Source organism: Pasteurella dagmatis, assembly GCF_900186835.1.
Lineage (GTDB): Bacteria > Pseudomonadota > Gammaproteobacteria > Enterobacterales > Pasteurellaceae > Pasteurella > Pasteurella dagmatis.
Genome location: NZ_LT906448.1, coordinates 201,066 through 218,619, shown reverse-complemented (window position 1 = coordinate 218,619; position 17,554 = coordinate 201,066). Strand labels below are relative to the sequence as shown.

Annotated in this window: 19 protein-coding genes and 1 pseudogene; 4 read left to right on the top strand and 16 right to left on the bottom strand. The window is 37.0% G+C overall.

All coding sequences use genetic code 11. The features are described 5' to 3' along the window. Positions 1–168 precede the first annotated feature (168 nt). Positions 169–402 carry a zinc ribbon domain-containing protein gene (locus tag CKV78_RS01170; RefSeq protein ID WP_005765445.1) on the top strand — a complete coding sequence of 78 codons (234 nt, stop codon included), beginning with the start codon at positions 169–171 and terminating at the stop codon, positions 400–402. A 59-nt stretch (positions 403–461) separates the two neighbouring features. Here CKV78_RS01170 and artM read toward each other — a convergent pair whose 3' ends face one another. The 7 genes from artM to pmbA all read right to left on the bottom strand — a co-directional run bounded on the left by artM (position 462) and on the right by pmbA (position 6,178). Beyond that, complete coding sequence (gene artM / locus CKV78_RS01165; RefSeq protein WP_005765443.1) at positions 462–1,145, bottom strand: arginine ABC transporter permease ArtM; 684 nt, start codon at positions 1,143–1,145, stop codon at positions 462–464. Next, complete coding sequence (gene artQ / locus CKV78_RS01160; protein ID WP_005765441.1) at positions 1,145–1,816, bottom strand: arginine ABC transporter permease ArtQ; 672 nt, start codon at positions 1,814–1,816, stop codon at positions 1,145–1,147. The genes artM and artQ overlap by 1 nt, the downstream gene beginning before the upstream one ends. Positions 1,817–1,822: 6 nt before the next feature. Continuing rightward, the gene (locus CKV78_RS01155) at positions 1,823–2,542 is read right to left on the bottom strand and encodes an arginine ABC transporter substrate-binding protein (protein ID WP_032855690.1); all 720 of its coding nucleotides are present in this window, start codon (positions 2,540–2,542) and stop codon (positions 1,823–1,825) included. A 13-nt stretch (positions 2,543–2,555) separates the two neighbouring features. Beyond that, on the bottom strand, positions 2,556–3,287 hold the full coding sequence (artP, locus tag CKV78_RS01150) for an arginine ABC transporter ATP-binding protein ArtP (protein ID WP_005765437.1): 732 nt from the start codon (positions 3,285–3,287) through the stop codon (positions 2,556–2,558). Between the two features lie 146 nt (positions 3,288–3,433). Further along, positions 3,434–4,018, bottom strand: a complete 585-nt coding sequence (gene lpcA / locus CKV78_RS01145) for a D-sedoheptulose 7-phosphate isomerase (RefSeq protein WP_005765434.1) — start codon at positions 4,016–4,018, stop codon at positions 3,434–3,436. Between the two features lie 27 nt (positions 4,019–4,045). Further along, positions 4,046–4,585: a hypoxanthine phosphoribosyltransferase gene (hpt, locus tag CKV78_RS01140; RefSeq protein ID WP_005765432.1), complete on the bottom strand. Its 540-nt coding sequence runs from the start codon at positions 4,583–4,585 to the stop codon at positions 4,046–4,048. 237 nt (positions 4,586–4,822) lie between these two features. Continuing rightward, the gene (pmbA, locus tag CKV78_RS01135; protein ID WP_005765430.1) at positions 4,823–6,178 is read right to left on the bottom strand and encodes a metalloprotease PmbA; all 1,356 of its coding nucleotides are present in this window, start codon (positions 6,176–6,178) and stop codon (positions 4,823–4,825) included. A gap of 109 nt (positions 6,179–6,287) precedes the next feature. Between pmbA and yjgA the strand changes: the two genes are divergently transcribed. Further along, a complete protein-coding gene (gene yjgA, locus CKV78_RS01130) occupies positions 6,288–6,833 on the top strand; it encodes a ribosome biogenesis factor YjgA (RefSeq protein ID WP_032855689.1) in 546 nt (181 codons plus the stop codon). A 63-nt stretch (positions 6,834–6,896) separates the two neighbouring features. Here the strand turns inward: yjgA and hflC are convergent, their stop codons facing one another. The 8 genes and pseudogenes from hflC to rplU all read right to left on the bottom strand — a co-directional run bounded on the left by hflC (position 6,897) and on the right by rplU (position 14,058). Further along, positions 6,897–7,787: a protease modulator HflC gene (gene hflC, locus CKV78_RS01125; protein ID WP_005765426.1), complete on the bottom strand. Its 891-nt coding sequence runs from the start codon at positions 7,785–7,787 to the stop codon at positions 6,897–6,899. Between the two features lie 131 nt (positions 7,788–7,918). Continuing rightward, positions 7,919–9,025, bottom strand: a pseudogene (hflK, locus tag CKV78_RS01120) (FtsH protease activity modulator HflK); the annotation flags it as partial. A 145-nt stretch (positions 9,026–9,170) separates the two neighbouring features. Beyond that, positions 9,171–9,896: a 4'-phosphopantetheinyl transferase family protein gene (locus CKV78_RS01115; RefSeq protein ID WP_005765422.1), complete on the bottom strand. Its 726-nt coding sequence runs from the start codon at positions 9,894–9,896 to the stop codon at positions 9,171–9,173. Positions 9,897–10,370: 474 nt separating this feature from the next. Further along, positions 10,371–11,543 (bottom strand): Obg family GTPase CgtA, encoded by a 1,173-nt coding sequence (cgtA, locus tag CKV78_RS01110; RefSeq protein WP_005765420.1) that lies wholly within the window; start codon positions 11,541–11,543, stop codon positions 10,371–10,373. An 8-nt stretch (positions 11,544–11,551) separates the two neighbouring features. Then, on the bottom strand, positions 11,552–12,469 hold the full coding sequence (locus CKV78_RS01105; RefSeq protein WP_005765418.1) for a DMT family transporter: 918 nt from the start codon (positions 12,467–12,469) through the stop codon (positions 11,552–11,554). A 1-nt stretch (position 12,470) separates the two neighbouring features. Further along, positions 12,471–13,403 (bottom strand): DMT family transporter, encoded by a 933-nt coding sequence (locus CKV78_RS01100; RefSeq protein WP_005765416.1) that lies wholly within the window; start codon positions 13,401–13,403, stop codon positions 12,471–12,473. 65 nt (positions 13,404–13,468) lie between these two features. Then, the gene (rpmA, locus tag CKV78_RS01095; RefSeq protein ID WP_005765414.1) at positions 13,469–13,726 is read right to left on the bottom strand and encodes a 50S ribosomal protein L27; all 258 of its coding nucleotides are present in this window, start codon (positions 13,724–13,726) and stop codon (positions 13,469–13,471) included. A gap of 20 nt (positions 13,727–13,746) precedes the next feature. Continuing rightward, positions 13,747–14,058 (bottom strand): 50S ribosomal protein L21, encoded by a 312-nt coding sequence (gene rplU / locus CKV78_RS01090; RefSeq protein WP_005721505.1) that lies wholly within the window; start codon positions 14,056–14,058, stop codon positions 13,747–13,749. A gap of 238 nt (positions 14,059–14,296) precedes the next feature. Between rplU and ispB the strand changes: the two genes are divergently transcribed. After that, positions 14,297–15,268, top strand: coding sequence for an octaprenyl diphosphate synthase (gene ispB / locus CKV78_RS01085; RefSeq protein WP_032855713.1), 972 nt, complete (start codon positions 14,297–14,299; stop codon positions 15,266–15,268). A gap of 79 nt (positions 15,269–15,347) precedes the next feature. Continuing rightward, a complete protein-coding gene (locus CKV78_RS01080; RefSeq protein ID WP_005765408.1) occupies positions 15,348–16,049 on the top strand; it encodes an epoxyqueuosine reductase QueH in 702 nt (233 codons plus the stop codon). Between the two features lie 243 nt (positions 16,050–16,292). On the opposite strand, the gene CKV78_RS01075 is transcribed toward CKV78_RS01080, so the two are convergent. Continuing rightward, complete coding sequence (locus tag CKV78_RS01075) at positions 16,293–17,492, bottom strand: aspartate aminotransferase family protein (protein WP_005765406.1); 1,200 nt, start codon at positions 17,490–17,492, stop codon at positions 16,293–16,295. Positions 17,493–17,554 lie beyond the last annotated feature (62 nt).

Genomic DNA, 17,554 nt, shown 5'->3' with positions numbered 1-17,554 from the left:
GTAAACTATCTGCCCTATTAAGATTACAAAATAGTTACAACTTTGTGATAATTGTCACGCTTTAGGTCGTTCTTTTTCTTGATATCATGAAATAAAATAATAAAAACATAACCGCACTTTTAATGTGCTGTAAGATTGTTCACCCCAGATAGAACTAAGAGAGGAAAAATGGCACTAAATCGTTGCCCTGAATGCCGTCATAAAGTGAGTGAAAGTGCAATCATTTGCCCAAATTGCGGATTTTCTTTTAAAGAAGAAAATTTAGAAATTTATCGACAAAAATTAGAAGAACGCCGCTTACACAACCAAGAAATCAATAAGCAAAGTGCGAAATTACATTTAGTCTGGTTTATGATTTTTGCATTAGTCATTGGTATAGCGAGTTGGGTAGTGAATGGATAAGAGTAAAAAAGCGAGTAACAAAAGCTCGCTTTTTTGACCGCACTTTAAACACAATTTAGCTATGATTTTTCCACTTCTAAACGCTCAAATGAGAGCACTCGACTTTCTAATTTACGTAATAGCACAGTAGCAATTCCTGTAATCACTAAATAAATTGCACCTGCAATACCATAAATAGTCAATGCGTCATATTCTGTCCCATAAAGCTGTCTCGCATAGCCCATAATATCCATAATAGTAATTGTAGAAGCTAGTGCTGTGCCTTTGAAAACCAAAATAATCTCATTACTGTAAGAAGGTAACGCACGTTTTAATGCATAAGGAATCAAAATTTTTAAAGTTTGCAAACGTGTCAAACCTAATGAAGCACAACTCTCCCACTGCCCTTTGCTGATTGCCTTAACAGCACCGTGGAATAATTGTGTGGTGTATGCTGCACTATTTAATGCCAAGGTGAGCATCGCACAAAACCACGCATTTGATAATAATGACCAAACAGGGCTTTGTACAATCACATCAAATTGACCTGGGCCTGCATAAATCAAGAAAAACTGGACTAATAAAGGTGTTCCTGTAAATAATGTAAGATAGGTATTAATCCCACAATTCACTACTTTATTGCCCATTGATAAAGCGAAGGTGAATAGCAATGCAATCACCAGTGCAACTAATAAAGATACGACAGTGAGCAATAAACTGGTAGGAATACCCTGTGCAATGACCATAAAATACTCCCGAATCATTATTGCACTCCTCTCTCAAAACGAGTAAAACGATATTCCAATTTGCGAATAATCACTTGGCTGATTAAAGTAATGGCTAAATACAGTAAGGCTGCGATCCCATACCAAGTAAATGGCTGATGTGTATTGGCATTCACTAATTCCGCTTGACGCATTAAGTCATCCACCCCGATTAAAGACACTAGTGCAGTATCTTTTAGTAAAACTAACCACTGATTACTTAAACCTGGTAAGGCGTGACGCCAAACTTGTGGCATCACTATATGCACAAAGGTATAGCTACGGCTTAAGCCTAATGCGGCACCAGACTCCCATTGACCTAATGGAATAGCTTGAATTGCGCCACGTAAAGACTGTGATGCATAGGCTGCAAAAATAATAGAAAGGGCAAAAACTCCACAACCGAATGCGCTAAATTGAATAAATTCACCGGTTATCATTTCGACAACCTCAGTAGAACCAAAGTAAATTAATAATACCACGAGGATCTCAGGCAAACCTCTTAATAAAGCGATCATTACTGAAGCAGGTTTACGTATTCCTCCCCATTTACTGGTTTCTAATATCACAAAGAGAATAGATAAAATCAAACCAACAATTAGCGAACAAACCGCTAACCCTAAAGTCATTAGGGTTGCGGAATACATCAAAGAAAGATAATCAGAAAACATAATCGATTATTTCGTCATCCATTTATCATAAATTTTTTGGTATTCACCGCTTGCTTTAATCGCCGCCAAGCCTTTATTTAATTCAGATAAAAGCTCTTTGTTTGCTTTGTTTACAGCGATACCTAAACCGTTACCAAAATATTTTTTGTTAGTCACTTTATCGCCAACAAAGCCAAGGCTGTCTTCTTTCTGTAACATATCGACTAATACCGCTGTATCACCAAAGATGACATCAATACGACCATTTTTTAGATCTAAAATTGCACTTTGCAAACTTGCATAAGGAACTGGTTGATATTGTTTTGCTTCAGCCACAACATATTGTTGGAATGTTGTGCCATTTTGCACGCCCACTTTTTTAGCAGTAGTTAGATCTGCTTTACCTTTCACCGCAATAAAACTTGCTGAACTATCATAATAGGATTCACTAAAGCTCACTTGCTTTGCACGAGCTTCCGTAATATCAATCGCAGAAATTGAAGCATCAAAATGTTTAAATTTCAAACCACTAATTAAGCTATCAAACGCCTGACCTTTGAAGTGGCAAGTTGCTTGAATTTCTTTACAAATTGCATTTGCAATATCAACATCAAAACCAATAATCTCACCTTTCTCATTTGTTGATTCAAACGGTGGATAGCTTGGCTCCATTGCGAAAGTGATATCTTTAGCACTTGCTACTAATGCACTACTGGCTAAAAGTACAGTCAAAAGTAATTTTTTCATATTGTGTCCTTTATTAGTGTGATAAGTATTGTTTAAATTGTTCTGTTTGTGGGTTTTGAAAGCAACTTGCATCGCCCATTTCAACGATATAACCTTGCTCCATATACACAACTTTGGTTGCGACTTTACGAGCAACTGCCACTTCGTGAGTCACAATCACTTGCGTAATGCCTGTTTGTTGAAGTTCTTTAATAATCCCCACTACCTGCGCTGTAATTTCAGGGTCTAACGCTGCTGTTGGCTCATCAAATAATAAAACTTGTGGTTTCATCATTAATGCTCTTGCAATCGCAACACGCTGTTGCTGCCCCCCTGATAAATGTAATGGGAAACGATCTGCAAATTTTTCTAAACGTAAGCGTTTTAGTAATTCTAATGCTTGAGTTTTTGCGGTTGCGTTATCTAAGCCTAACACATTCTTAGGCGCTTCAATCAAATTCTCAATTACTGTTAAATGTGGCCATAAGTTATATTGTTGAAATACCATTCCCACATCTTGTCTTAATTGACGAATTTTTTTCGGATTTGTTGTATCTGAAGATAAGTCAAATTGATTGTTTGCAATCTCAAGCTGACCTGAAGCAGGCACTTCAAGTAAGTTTAATGTGCGGATTAATGTACTTTTACCTGCGCCACTTGGGCCAAGTAATACAACGGTTTCGCCTTCTTCAGCATCTAAATTAATATTAAAAAGAGTTTGAGAAGAACCATAAAAAAAGTTTAAATTTTTAACACGAATTGCCATTCTTTGAAAATCTCTATAATCTGCATAATTGAAATAATATTAATATTTAATGCATAATTATGCAAATGAAATTTTGTACAAATTTTGAAAATAGATAAAAAAATCCCCAACCGAATAGTTGGGGATTTTTCTTGTACTAAAGAGACTTATTGCACCTTTGCCATCTCAAATTCAATCAACATCATTAAAATATGAATAACTTTGATGTGAATTTCTTGAATACGATCTGCATAACCAAAATGTGGCACACGAATTTCAACATCCGCTAATCCAGCCATTTTTCCACCATCTTTACCAGTTAATGCAATAACTTTCATTCCTTTTTCTTTTGCTGCACTAATTGCATTCAAAATATTTTTAGAATTACCTGAAGTTGATAAACCAAAAAGTACATCACCTTTTTGACCTACGGCTTCAACATAGCGAGAGAAAACAAATTCATAACCGAAATCATTACTTACGCAGCTTAGATGGCTCACATCAGAAATCGCTATTGCTGGATAGCCTGGACGATTTTCGCGATAACGACCAGTTAATTCTTCTGCGAAGTGCATTGCATCACAGTGTGAACCACCATTACCACAAGATAGTACTTTACCACCTTGTTTAAAGCTATCCGAAATTAATAGAGCGGCTTGCTGAATTAATTTAATATTATTTTCGTCATGAATAAATTTATTTAACACATCAGCCGCTTCATTTAACTCGGCTTTAATTTGGTCAAGATACATAATATCCTCTTTTAACTTGTTAATTTATCATTCTTCTAAGACAACATTACCAATATAACCTAAATTGCGATAACGCTGTGCATAATCAATACCATAACCAACCACAAATTCATCTGGAATTGTGAAGCCAACCCATTCAACTGGCACCTCCACTTCACGACGAGAAGGTTTATCTAATAATGTGCAAATACGTAAAGACATAGGATCACGCAAATTTAAAATCTCACGAACTTTTGACAAGGTATAACCCGTATCAATAATGTCTTCCACAATTAAAACATGTTCATCTTTAATATCACCGTCAAGATCTTTACTGATTTTCACATCATGGCTTGTGGTCATTCCACTACCGTAGCTTGATGTAGTCATAAATTCAATTTCAACAGGTAAGCTAATTTCACGCACTAAATCCGCCATAAACATAAAAGAACCACGTAAAAGACCAACAACAATAACTTTATCAATATTTTGCTGTTGATAATGCTGAGTGATTTCACGACCTAATGCTTGAATACGAGAACGGACTTCTTCTTCAGAGATAAGAATATCAACGTGATGCTTTTTCATTCGATTTACCTTTAGATAGGGTTATAAAGGTTTATTTTACAAAAAAAAGGCTGAAGTTTAAACCTCAGCCCCATAAATACCCTAACGAATTTACTTTCTACTCTACCTGCTCGGAGTATTGACTCTAACTGAAAAAAACTGCTTATTATCTTCAACTGGCTTCCTAACAGATGTGCACATATTAGCAAATCCTTTTTTATTGTCAATAGGAATTATTCTCATTTTCATAAAATTTTATTAATTTCCTGAAACTTTCAAACTCTCTAATAAAATTGATCCTGTCTGAATATTAGAACGGTATTCAATATCATCACCGACTGCCACGATGTTACGTAGCATCTCTTTTAAGTCGCCTGCAATCGTGATTTCCGCTACTGGATACTGGATCTCGCCATTCTCAACCCAAAAACCTGCCGCACCACGAGAATAATCTCCCGTTACTAAATTAACACCGTGCCCCATTAAATCAGTCACTAATAAACCAGTTCCCATTTGTTTTAACAACGTGGTCAAACCACCTTGTGTATTGGGTTTTACTAACCAGTTATGAATACCGCCTGCGTGGCCAGTGCTTTGCATACCTAATTTTTTACCGCTATAACTTGTGAGCAAGTAAGTTTGCAAAATCCCTTGTGAAATAATACTGCGATCTTGCGTACGAACCCCTTCACTATCAAATGGAGATGAAGCAAGCTGTCCAATTAAATGCGGATGTTCAGAAATTTCAAACCAATCAGGCAAAACTTGTTTACCTAAATGATCCAGTAAAAAGCTCGCTTTACGATATAAACTGCCACCACTAATTGCCGCGGTTAAATGGCTAACTAATCCGGTTGCCACATCATTTAAAAACACAACAGGTACTTGTTGAGTGGCTAATTTTCTTGGTTGTAAACGAGATAACGTTTTTTTCGCACAATTTTCACCTACCCACATAGCACTTTCGAGCATGCCCATATTACGAGAAATGGTATATTCATAATCACGTTCTAATTGATCCTCAACACCAGCGATAACAGAGCAGGACAATGAATAACGGCTTGATAAATAACTTTGCAACATTCCGTGGCTATTACCATACACTCGCACACCGGTATGCGAGTTAAATGCCGCCCCTTCACTATTTACGATACGTTTATCATAAGACAATGCTGCTGTTTCAGCACTTAATGCGAGCTCAACCGCTTTATCAACATCAATCTCTGTTGCATGATATAAATCCAAATCAGGGGCATCAAATGCCATTAATTCTTTTTCTGCTAAACCTGAACATTCATCTGGAGAGGTATATTTGGCAATGGCTAATGCCGCTTCAACTGCATTTTTAATCGCTTCTGGGCTTAAATCTGAGGTTGAAGCATTGCCTTTTTGTTGACCTAAATAAACTGAAATGCCTAACGCGCCATCATTATTAAATTCAACATTTTCGATTTCTTGCAAACGTGTTGAAACTGATAGCCCACTCACTTTTGTCACTGCAACTTCAGCTGTTGCACCCGCTTTTTGTGCTGTTTCAATCGCATAGCTCACCGCATCACGCAAGGCTTGTTCTTGTTGCTTTAAAAGTGCGGTCGAATTTTCTTGAGTTTTCATTAAATACCTTCCTTTCTGCTTATCATTAAGCAATGATGTGGCATTTTATCTTATTTTGGATTTCCGTGCTAAAATGTTCTTTTATTTTCGTGAAATTAAGGAAAAGAAAATGGCAAAGCGTGGAAAAAATAAGATTGACTGGGAAAAGCAAGATTGGGACGACCAAGAACAAGAAGAGATTATTTGGGTAAGTAAAAGTGAAATTAAACGTGATGCTGAAGCACTCAAAAAGCTTGGTGAAAAACTTGTCAATCTCACTAAAGCGAAATTAGATAAAATTCCATTAGACGATAAATTATTAGAAGCAGTTGAGCTTGCTCAGCGCTTACAAAAAGAAGCTAAACGCCGCCAACTGCAATATATCGGCAAAATTTTGCGTAGTATGGATGCTGAGCCAATAGAAGAAGCACTAGAAAAATTAGAAAATAAGCATAACCAACAACAAGCAATGCTACATAAATTAGAGATGTTACGCGATCAATTAATTGTGAATAATAATGCTCTCACACAATTATTGGATGAATATCCACAAGCTGATAGCCAACATTTACGTAATCTCATTCGTGCAGCACAAAAAGAAAAAGATCAAAACAAGCCACCAAAAGCCTATCGTGAGATTTTCCAATATCTAAAAGAATTGGGGCTTGAAGAATAAATAAAATTTCAAAAAAACAAAAGGCATCAAATTTGATGCCTTTTTCTTTACTGATTTAATCTCTTACTTTGTCGGTGCTTTCATAAAACGGAAGAATTCACTATCCGGTTTTAGAATCATCATATTTTCTGATGAGTTTGCAAAGCTGCTTTCATATGCCTTCAAACTTCTTAAAAAGCTATAAAAAGCAGGATCGTGAGCAAAAGCATCTGAGAATACTTTCGCAGCAATAGCATCTCCCGAACCACGTAATTCTTGTGCTGAACGGTTTGCGTTAGCCAAAATCAGTGTGACCTTACGATCAACATCTGCTTGAATAAATGCTGCTTTTTCACGACCTTGTGAACGATGTTCACGCGCTACGGCATCACGTTCCGCTCTCATACGTTGATAAATAGAAGAAGATACTTCATCAGGTAAGTTGATTTGTTTTACACGCACATCAACCACTTCAATACCTAGTTCTGCTGTACTATCAGCACCAGTATTTAATGCTTTACGAGCCCCTTCCATTAACTCACCACGTGTACCTGAAACGATATCTTTGATAGTTCTTGAACCAATTTCAGAACGTAAACGGTCATTCACTTTACGGCGTAATAAGTTAGAAGCTTGGGCATAATCACCACCACCTGTTGCCGTATAGAAACGACCAAAATCGCTGATTCTCCATTTCACATAAGAGTCAACAAGCAAGTCTTTTTTCTCAACAGTCACAAAACGGTCTGCTTGACCATCAAGCGTGCGGATACGAGCATCTAAAATTTTAATTGAGTCAATTAAAGGGATTTTAAAATGTAAACCGGGGTTATACACCACAACTTTATTGTCTGCATCACGATGTACTTTGCTAAAGCGCAACATAATACCTCGAGTACCTTCCGACACAATCACAATGCTTGAGTACAAGAGTGCTGCAATAATAACAATGACAGGGGTTAAAAATTTACGCATTAATTAAATCTCCCTTGGCGAGTACTTTCTTGTCTTGATTGTGGAATCACTGGCACAGAATTTGATGGTGCCGTGTCGATACGAATCGTTGGTTTTGTTTCTTCTACCACATTTTGTTGAACATTTTTATTGCTCTTACCTTTTAAAATCTGCTCTAACGGTAATACAGTTAAGTTATTGCCGTTGTTACCATCCAACATCACTTTAGGTGTATTTGCCATCACTTTTTCCATTGTTTGGATGTATAAACGTTCACGCAATAATTCTGGCGCAAGTTTAAATTCAGGCAATAAACGTTGGAAACGCTCCACTTCTCCTTTCGCATCTAATACAACACGATCTTTATAAGCAGTAGCCTCTTCTAAAATACGCTGTGCATCACCTCGAGCAATCGGCTCTCTCTCTCTTGCATAAGCTTCTGCTTCACGAATATAACGTTGTTCGTCCTCTTGCGCTTTAATTGCATCATCAAATGCATCTTTTACTTCTTCTGGTGGACGAGCAGACTGGAAGTTCACATCAACAACTTCAAGACCCATATCATAAGATTCGATAATTGAATTTAAGGTTTTCCAAGTATTTTCACGCACAACTGAACGGCCTGTAGTCAAAATATCATCCATCGACATATGACCAATGACATAACGCAAAGCACTGTCTGTTGCTTGATTCAAGCTATCATCTGCATTAGTTACACTGAATAGATATTTAGCAGGATCATGAACACGATATTGAACCGTCATTTCGACTTTCACCATATTTTCGTCTTGTGTCAACATAGAACCTTGTGTTTTTAACTCTTTCACTTGTTCTACATTAACTGGTACTACACGGTCAATGAAATTTGGTCGCCAATTTAAACCTGGTTGAACAATAGAATGCAATTCACCAAAACGCATTACTACTCCACGTTCAGCTTCTTTTATGGTGTAAAATCCACTTACTCCCCAAACAATCGCACCAATAGAAATTACAATCGGTAGTAATTTACCCAATTTCAAGGAACCTCCTTGATTTGATTGGTTACGATTACCGCCATTACTACCACCCAATTTTTTCAATAAGCTATTGAACATTTCCTCAATATCTGGCGGTGATTGTTCTTGGTTATTTTGCTTACCTCGAGAATTATCATTCCAATTTGAGCCTTTATCTCCCTCATTATTAGGACGATTACTTTCGGGTTGCTTCTGCCCTGGCTTACCCCAAGGATCTTGATCTGAACCGTTCAATGACATTCCCTTCTCCATTTGTCAAAAAATTGTTATCAGTTTAAACAAATTGTCACAGTCTAAACAAAATATTGTCTTAAGTCTAACGAAACTCGTTATTAAATGGGGATATTTTTATGAATTTAAAGTGCGGTTAAATAAAAAACAGTTTTTAGCCATTTACTTGATAAATCAATTTTTGTTTCAAGAACTGGGGTAAGAGCTTATCCCCATCCCAACAAGAGTAGTTGATATGCTCTGTTTCATCGGTATTAATAAAAAATGCCAAATAAAATGGTAGTTCATTAGTGAAGATCAATGACCCCGCTGGACAATAATTTGACTGAATTTTACGTAAAATAGGATCGTGACTCACCTCTGATAGCTTCACAATCCCAATACCTTGTGATTTCAATACAGCTTCTCTTAAACACCAACTTAGATAGAATGCTCTTGGCTGTTGTGCTAAACTCATTTGTTGAAACCAAAGTTGTTCGCTGTAAGTAGAGAAATGTGTAAGCAATCCAGTATAATTTCGCTCACGCTGTGGAAATTCAATATCAATCCCAACCACCGCCTTCCCCCCCTCATTAATATGCAAAATCACCGCTACCCATTCACCAGAATGGCTGATATTAAAATCAACCTCATCATTGGGAAATTGGGGTCGCCCTGAATCGGTGTAGTTAATATGCTTTAAAAGTGCGGTTGATTTTTGGGAAGTGTTCAGTAAGGACCATAGCAAGAAATGCGCAACCCAACGACAACGATGGCGCATTTTCACTCTTACATTTTTATCCTCGATGGATTGGTATAATTTTTCCGTCAATAAATCCTTAGGAATATGATGCAAAGGATAAAATTGATTAATATTTCCCCATGCTATGTATGTTGCCATTGATACTCACTTTCTGAATTACAAAAATAGCGTTAATAAATTTGGTATTATTGTAACATTAATTATCTCTTTTCAATGTCACACACCATTTAATGCAAGAAAAATACTATTTATTAATGTAGATGGAAAGCTAATTAATTAGTGGATTAGGTGAATATACACTAATGTGTAGTGAATATAATGATATTCTTATATTAAATGAACAATTAAACGGCAAAGCCGATACTATTATAAATGTAACCTCTAGTTCAAATATTAAGCTATTCAAGGAACATTTTGGCTCTCCTATCCCTTAGAATAATGAGCACTACAAATAGAATTATTGTTACGAACGCTCTGAAGCCTTATAGCGAACCGAATATTGTGATTATCTAAGTCACAAAATAAAAGGATGCAAACTCACCATTAACATCCTTTTGGGCAATATAAAGTGTAGTCAAAAAGTGTAAAATTTTATACCGCACTTTCATAAGATTAAGGCTTATAAATAATTTCCACACCTTCTTCATCTTCTTCTGACCAATCATCCCAATCTTCATCATCTATATCCAATTGATGCTCAGCCAGTTGCTCTTGATGATAGTCATCCCATTTAAATTTGACGGCTGTATTTTGTTCTTCCTCCTGCACATCTTCTCTAGGATTTGCTTCAATGAAATCCATAATATCACGGCAAAGTGGTGAAACATTTTTACCTGTCACAGCAGAAATTAGATAGTAAGAATCCTCCCAGCCTAAACGCTCAGTAATCTCTTTCGCACGTTGTTCAGCTTCTTCATCACTCATTGTGTCGATCTTGTTGAATACCAACCAACGTGGTTTATCTGCTAACGCTTCGCTATATTGGAATAACTCTGCTTCGATAATCCCAATATTATCTGCAGGATCACTTTCATCAATTGGTGCAATATCCACTAAATGCACTAATACACGGCAACGCTCCAAATGCTTTAAAAATCGGATCCCTAGGCCTGCGCCTTCCGAAGCACCTTCAATGAGTCCCGGAATATCTGCCACCACAAAGCTACGATTAGCATCAACACGAGCAACACCTAAACTTGGCACTAACGTAGTAAACGGATAATCTGCTACTTTGGGCTTCGCTGCAGAAATTGCACGAATAAAAGTGGATTTACCCGCATTTGGTAAGCCGAGCATTCCTACATCTGCAAGCAACATCAGCTCTAGCTGTAAATCACGTTTTTCACCTAATGTACCATTAGTCTTTTGGCGTGGTGCACGATTAACCGAAGATTTAAAACGGGTATTACCCAAACCATGATAACCGCCTTTCGCTACTAGCATTTTAGTACCGTGTTTCGTTAAATCACCAATCACCTCTTTGGTGTCATTATCAATTGCACGTGTCCCAACTGGTACTCGTAAAGTAATATCTTTACCACGATGCCCCGTACAATTTGCACTGCGACCATTCTCACCACGCTCTGCGGCAAAACGCTTTTCAAAGCGGTAATCAATCAAGGTATTTAAGTTTTCATCTGCAACTAAATACACATCACCACCATCTCCGCCATCACCACCGTCTGGGCCACCTTTAGGGATATATTTTTCACGACGGAAGCTAATACAACCATTACCACCATCGCCTGCTTCAACTCGGATTAAAGCTTCATCAATAAATTTCATTCTTTCTCCTAACCCTTAATAAACTTGTGCCCAATCGCAGAGGTGATTGCACCAAACACAACGACTAATGCACCAATATAACTAATCGTATTTAAATCCGGCTTTGCAAAATGCTCAGGATAAAAAACATATAACAAATAAGAAAATAAAATCGTGAACAACGGCATCAATGTTGTCACTACGCTAACTTTAGATACATCCCAGCGATTTAAGGCTTCAGCATATGCGCCATAACCGACTAATGTATTTAAGCAACAATAAATAAAACAGAATAATGTCCAACCACTCAATGCCGTTACTTGAGAAACTTCGGCAAATGGTGTAAATACAATTCCGCAGCCAATATAAATCACAAATAAAATTTGTTGTGAATTAAATTCACGCAACATCAGTTTTTGTGCAATACCGTAAATACTCCACACTAATGCAGCTGATGCGGCTAAGAAAATACCAATCGAATACGCATTTAAACTTAAAAAGAGTTTAAAACGATCGTTAAAAAAGAGCATTAATCCTACAACAAGTAACACTAAGCCTATTTTTTGATTTAAACGGAACTTTTCTTTAAAAAAGACGACCCCAAAAATCATCATCGTAAATGAAGATAACTGCCCAAAAATCTGTGAAATTGAAGGCTCGATATATTTTAATGAGGTATTAAATAAGACAAAGTTTGCAGACAATCCAATCACACCAATTAACACTAAAATGCGATAACGAGGCACAAACTGTCTCAATTTTGGTAGCTTATTTGTTAATCCTAAAATGATAAGTAATCCAAATGCAGCAACCAAAAAGCGATACCAAACAATTGTTTGAGGATCCATCACTGCCACTACGCGTTGTAAAGCGATAGGTAATGAGCCCCAAGCCATTGAGGTAATTAATGCAAATAGAAAACCCATCACAGGTTGCTGTTGTTTCATCTTAAACTCGCTTCATTAGTATATGGTTAGTTAATCGATGACCTATAGCTGAAAATAATGCACCAGATACAACAAATAATGCACCGAGATAACTCAACCAATTTAGTTTTTCCAACATCATATATTCAGGTGCAATCAAAAATAATATTTCAGAAAAAATTAATGTCAGTATTGGAATCTGCGTGACAATAGCACTCACTTTCGTCACATCCCAATGATTTAATGCCTCGGCGTAAGCCCCATAAGCAATCAACGTATTCAAACAACAATAAACCAAGCAAAGTACTTGCATCGAATTCAAATTCAACACTTGTGATACATTCGCCACTGGCATAAAAATAATGCTACATCCGATGTAAATAGGTAATAATACTTGCTGTGCAGTTAAGCGATTAGACATTAATTTTTGAGCTATACCATAGCCAACCCAAACAAAACTAGCTGTAATACAAGACAGAATGCCTAATACATAAAGATTAAAATTTAAAAAATCACCTAAACGTTCATTAAAAAAGAGGAATAATCCAAAGATAAGCAATAATAAACCGATTTTTTGGTGTTTCGCAAATTGCTCTTTAAAAAGCCATACGCCAGCCAATAGCATCCCGAAGGAAGTGAGTGGGCTAAAAACTTGGCTTGTCGTTGGTGGAATATATTTTAGTGCTACATTATATAAGAAAAAGTTGGCCGATAATCCCACAACCCCTAATAAAATCAATAGCCAATGTCGTAAGTAAAGTGCGGTTAAATTGGGTAATTTTCTTGTGACTTTCAATATCAAAAACAAACCAACTGCTGCAACAGCAAAGCGAAACCAAACTATGGTTTGAGCATCTACAGTTTTTAATACTTGCTGTAATGCAATTGGTAAAGATCCCCACATACAAGCTGCGGTAAATGCAAAAATGAATCCAAGCCAAGGTTTTTGCTGCATAAAAGAACTCCCATAAAAAAGCCTCGCAACTTTGTGCGAGGCGTTTTTAATTTAGGAACTTGAAATTACTCAGTAACGATACTTACGTATTTACGATTTTTATCGCCTTTAACTTCAAATTTAACTTTACCATCTGCAGTTGCAAATAAGGTGTGGTCACGACCCATACCAACGTTTGAACCAGCGTGGAATTTAGTACCACGTTGACGAACAATGATGCTACCTGCTAATACAGATTCGCCACCGAAACGTTTAACACCAAGGCGTTTAGCTTCAGAATCACGACCGTTACGAGTTGAACCACCAGCTTTTTTAGTTGCCATCTACTTGATCTCCTCTGAAATTATGCTTGAATCCCAGTGATTTTCACTTCTGTGAACCACTGACGATGACCTTGTTGTTTACGGCTATGTTTACGACGACGGAATTTAACGATTTTAACTTTATCGCCGCGACCATGAGCAACAACTTCTGCTACTACTTTACCACCAGCAACAACTGGGGCACCAATTTTAACATCTTCACCGTTAACGATCATTAACACTGAGTCAAATTCAACTGTTTCACCAGTTGCAACTTCAAGTTTTTCTAATCGAACCACTTGACCTTCGCTTACTCTGTGCTGCTTACCGCCACTTTGGAAAACTGCGTACATATATACTCCGCTATACATAGTGCTTTAATGTTTTGTTCATTTAGCACTTCAAAAATTCATATAAATAGGTCGCAAATTCTACGCAAAAAACGACTCAAGAGCAAGTCCTTATTTACAATAAAATAAAAAAATTATGAATTTGTATGATTTGATTTCAGAAATTACAGAAAATTGGGTACAATCAAGCAAACATTCAGTCTATAAAGCAATTATTACAATGACAAATCAACATAATTTAATGCCTATTGAAACCATCCAGCAGCTTATTCAGCTAGATATGCAAAAAACTAATGAAGCGATTTTAGCACAATTAAACTCTAACGTTGCTTTAATCAATCAACTAGGTTATTACATCATTCAAAGTGGCGGTAAACGTATTCGCCCTATGATTGCTATTCTTGCTGCTCGTGCACTTGGCTACACATCAGATGAACCCATTACGTGTGCTACATTTATTGAGTTTATCCATACTGCAACTCTATTACACGATGATGTTGTTGATGAGTCTGAACTACGCCGTGGTAACCCAACCGCAAATGCTGAATTTGGCAATGCGGCTAGCGTATTAGTGGGCGACTTTATTTATACCCGTGCGTTTCAATTAATGACTCAATTGAATTCACTACGTATTTTAAAAGTAATGTCTGATGCCACTAATGTGATTGCAGAAGGTGAAGTACAACAGTTGATGAATGTAAATGATCCCAATACGACTGAAGAAAATTATATGCAAGTTATTTATGGCAAAACAGCACGTTTATTTGAAGCTGCAACACACTGTTCTGCTATTTTAGCCAAAGCAACTGCAGCCCAGGAGAAAGCATTACAAGACTATGGTCGTTATTTAGGTACTGCATTCCAATTAGTGGATGATATTTTAGATTACAGCTCTAATGCACAAACATTGGGTAAAAATCTAGGTGATGATTTGGCAGAAGGTAAACCAACATTACCATTGTTACATGCAATGCATAATGGAAACCCTGAACAAGCTAAACTGATTCGTGATGCCATTGAACAGGGTGGTAAACGCGATATTTTAGATACTGTTCTAGCGATTATGGCTGAACATAAATCATTAGATTATGCGATGAACCGTGCTAAAGAAGAAGCACAAAAAGCCGTTGATGCCATTGCCTTATTACCTGAAAATGAGTACAAACAAGCATTAATTTCACTTGCGTATTTATCCGTAGAGCGTACTTATTAATTAGCTCATAATTCGATAACAATTTACTCAAGCGACCGCCTAAAGTGCGGTCATTTATTTATCAATTTTAAGAACGAAAATGACAGAACAGAAAATCCCAACGAAAAAAACACGTAAAGGTAAAGATCCTAATGCGCCTTTTGTACGTGAAAAATTAGAATTACCAAATGGTCATAACAAGTTGTTATTACATTCTTGTTGTGCACCTTGCTCTGGTGAAGTAATGGAAGCCATTCATGCCTCGGGAATTGAATTCACCATTTACTTCTATAACCCCAATATTCACCCATTAAAAGAATATTTAATTCGTAAAGAGGAAAATATTCGTTTTGCCGAAAAATGGGGAATCCCATTTATTGATGCTGATTACGATCGCCAAGAATGGTTTAACCGAGCAAAAGGTATGGAAGATGAACCTGAGCGAGGTATTCGTTGTACAATGTGCTTTGATATGCGTTTTGAAAAAGCTGCTGAATATGCGCATAACAATGGTTTCCCAGTCTTCACAAGTTGCTTAGGTATTTCTCGCTGGAAAGATATGAACCAAATCAATGGTTGTGGACACCGTGCCGCAGAAAAATATGATGATGTAGTATATTGGGATTACAACTGGCGTAAAGGAGGGGGCTCACAACGCATGATCGAAATCAGTAAGCGTGAGCGTTTTTACCAACAAGAATATTGCGGTTGTGTATATTCTTTACGTGATACCAACAAATGGCGTGAAGCAAACGGGCGTCAAAAAATTGAAATAGGTAAATTGTACTACTCTGCTGATTAATTATAAACTAACAAAAAGTACCGCTACTTCAAAAGTGCGGTGCTTTTTTGTTTATTTTGTAAAAGATTTCTACTTTTCTATTAAAAATAAGCTAACGTTGACTTCATCTTATCATCAGCCGTAACTGATTTTGTGGCTTATTGCGCCCTTTAAATTCATGTATCACCTTTCCAGAATCTTGCGTAACCAAAAGGGAATTTATTTGATTACACGCAGAAAAGAGGCCCGAATAATCAACCTGAATTAATCTACTAACAAAGTCTGTTCTAACCGCACAAATCCGGCTTCGAGTTCATCATCACTAATATTCAGCGCCGGAGCAAAACGCAATACATTTGGTCCAGCCACGAGAATCATTAAGCCATTATCCGCTGCTTTTTTGACAAACTCGCTGGCTTTACCTTGATATTTTTCAATTAACTCTGCACCGATTAACAAGCCTTCACCACGAATCTCTTTAAATAAGCCACATTGCTGATTAATTTCTTGCAACTTTTGCATAAATTTTTCAGAAGTGCGGTGGATTTTTTGCAAGAATTGTGGAGATGAAATAATATCAATCACTTTCTCTGCGACTGCACAAGCCAATGGATTTCCACCAAACGTAGTGCCGTGTACACCAGGTACAAAACTTTTAGCAATGTGATTTGTCGTCAACATCGCACCAATAGGAAAACCATTACCAAGCGCTTTCGCAGAAGTCAAAATATCAGGTACAACACCATATTTCATGTAAGCGTATAAATACCCTGTACGCCCAATTCCCGTTTGTACTTCATCGAAAATCAACAGTACATTATGTTGATCACATTGCTCTCGAAGCCCCTGTAAAAAATCTTGATGCGCAGGCAAAATACCACTTTCCCCTTGAATTGGCTCAACAATCACTGCACAGGTATTCTCATCAATCACCGCTTTTACAGCATTTAAATCATTAAAAGGTATGTGAATAATATCCGCAGGTTTTGGGCCAAATCCATCTGAATACTTCGCTTGCCCGCCCACACTGACAGTAAATAATGTACGTCCGTGGAAACTTTGCTTGAATGCAATAATTTTGCTTTTTTGATAACCGAAATTATCTACTGCATAGCGGCGAGCAAGCTTCAACGCAGCCTCATTTGCTTCCGCCCCTGAATTCACAAACATCACACGATCTGCAAACGTTTTCTCTACCAATTTGGTTGCAAGTGCTAAAGTCTGCTCACTAGTAAACCAGTTACTGGAATGCCATAACTTTTCACTTTGTGTTTTCAATACTTCAACGATTTCATCAGGACAATGCCCTAGGCTATTTACCGCAATGCCACTGGTAAAATCAATATATTCTTTCCCTTTTTGATCCCAAACTCGACTTCCTTTCCCTTTTACTGGAATAAAATCTGCTGGTGCATAGTTTTGGATCATCACTTGATTAAAGGTTTCTCTCGTATATTGTATCATTGCATTATCCTTGTTCTTTTTTCATTATAAAAAGCATAGTGAAATAGAAATATTTAGTCAAT

What these genes read in the sequence shown, in the direction of transcription:
- CKV78_RS01170 (WP_005765445.1), top strand. Translation starts at nt 169, where the DNA reads ATGGCACTAAATCGTTGCCCTGAATGCCGTCATAAAGTGAGTGAAAGT.
- CKV78_RS01080 (WP_005765408.1), top strand. Translation starts at nt 15,348, where the DNA reads ATGACAGAACAGAAAATCCCAACGAAAAAAACACGTAAAGGTAAAGAT.
- rplU (WP_005721505.1), bottom strand. Translation starts at nt 14,058, where the DNA reads ATGTACGCAGTTTTCCAAAGTGGCGGTAAGCAGCACAGAGTAAGCGAA.
- artP (WP_005765437.1), bottom strand. Translation starts at nt 3,287, where the DNA reads ATGGCAATTCGTGTTAAAAATTTAAACTTTTTTTATGGTTCTTCTCAA.
- CKV78_RS01115 (WP_005765422.1), bottom strand. Translation starts at nt 9,896, where the DNA reads ATGGCAACATACATAGCATGGGGAAATATTAATCAATTTTATCCTTTG.
- lpcA (WP_005765434.1), bottom strand. Translation starts at nt 4,018, where the DNA reads ATGTATCTTGACCAAATTAAAGCCGAGTTAAATGAAGCGGCTGATGTG.
- pmbA (WP_005765430.1), bottom strand. Translation starts at nt 6,178, where the DNA reads ATGAAAACTCAAGAAAATTCGACCGCACTTTTAAAGCAACAAGAACAA.
- yjgA (WP_032855689.1), top strand. Translation starts at nt 6,288, where the DNA reads ATGGCAAAGCGTGGAAAAAATAAGATTGACTGGGAAAAGCAAGATTGG.
- hflC (WP_005765426.1), bottom strand. Translation starts at nt 7,787, where the DNA reads ATGCGTAAATTTTTAACCCCTGTCATTGTTATTATTGCAGCACTCTTG.
- CKV78_RS01105 (WP_005765418.1), bottom strand. Translation starts at nt 12,469, where the DNA reads ATGAAACAACAGCAACCTGTGATGGGTTTTCTATTTGCATTAATTACC.
- artQ (WP_005765441.1), bottom strand. Translation starts at nt 1,816, where the DNA reads ATGTTTTCTGATTATCTTTCTTTGATGTATTCCGCAACCCTAATGACT.
- rpmA (WP_005765414.1), bottom strand. Translation starts at nt 13,726, where the DNA reads ATGGCAACTAAAAAAGCTGGTGGTTCAACTCGTAACGGTCGTGATTCT.
- CKV78_RS01155 (WP_032855690.1), bottom strand. Translation starts at nt 2,542, where the DNA reads ATGAAAAAATTACTTTTGACTGTACTTTTAGCCAGTAGTGCATTAGTA.
- CKV78_RS01100 (WP_005765416.1), bottom strand. Translation starts at nt 13,403, where the DNA reads ATGCAGCAAAAACCTTGGCTTGGATTCATTTTTGCATTTACCGCAGCT.
- cgtA (WP_005765420.1), bottom strand. Translation starts at nt 11,543, where the DNA reads ATGAAATTTATTGATGAAGCTTTAATCCGAGTTGAAGCAGGCGATGGT.
- artM (WP_005765443.1), bottom strand. Translation starts at nt 1,145, where the DNA reads ATGATTCGGGAGTATTTTATGGTCATTGCACAGGGTATTCCTACCAGT.
- CKV78_RS01075 (WP_005765406.1), bottom strand. Translation starts at nt 17,492, where the DNA reads ATGATACAATATACGAGAGAAACCTTTAATCAAGTGATGATCCAAAAC.
- hpt (WP_005765432.1), bottom strand. Translation starts at nt 4,585, where the DNA reads ATGAAAAAGCATCACGTTGATATTCTTATCTCTGAAGAAGAAGTCCGT.
- ispB (WP_032855713.1), top strand. Translation starts at nt 14,297, where the DNA reads ATGCCTATTGAAACCATCCAGCAGCTTATTCAGCTAGATATGCAAAAA.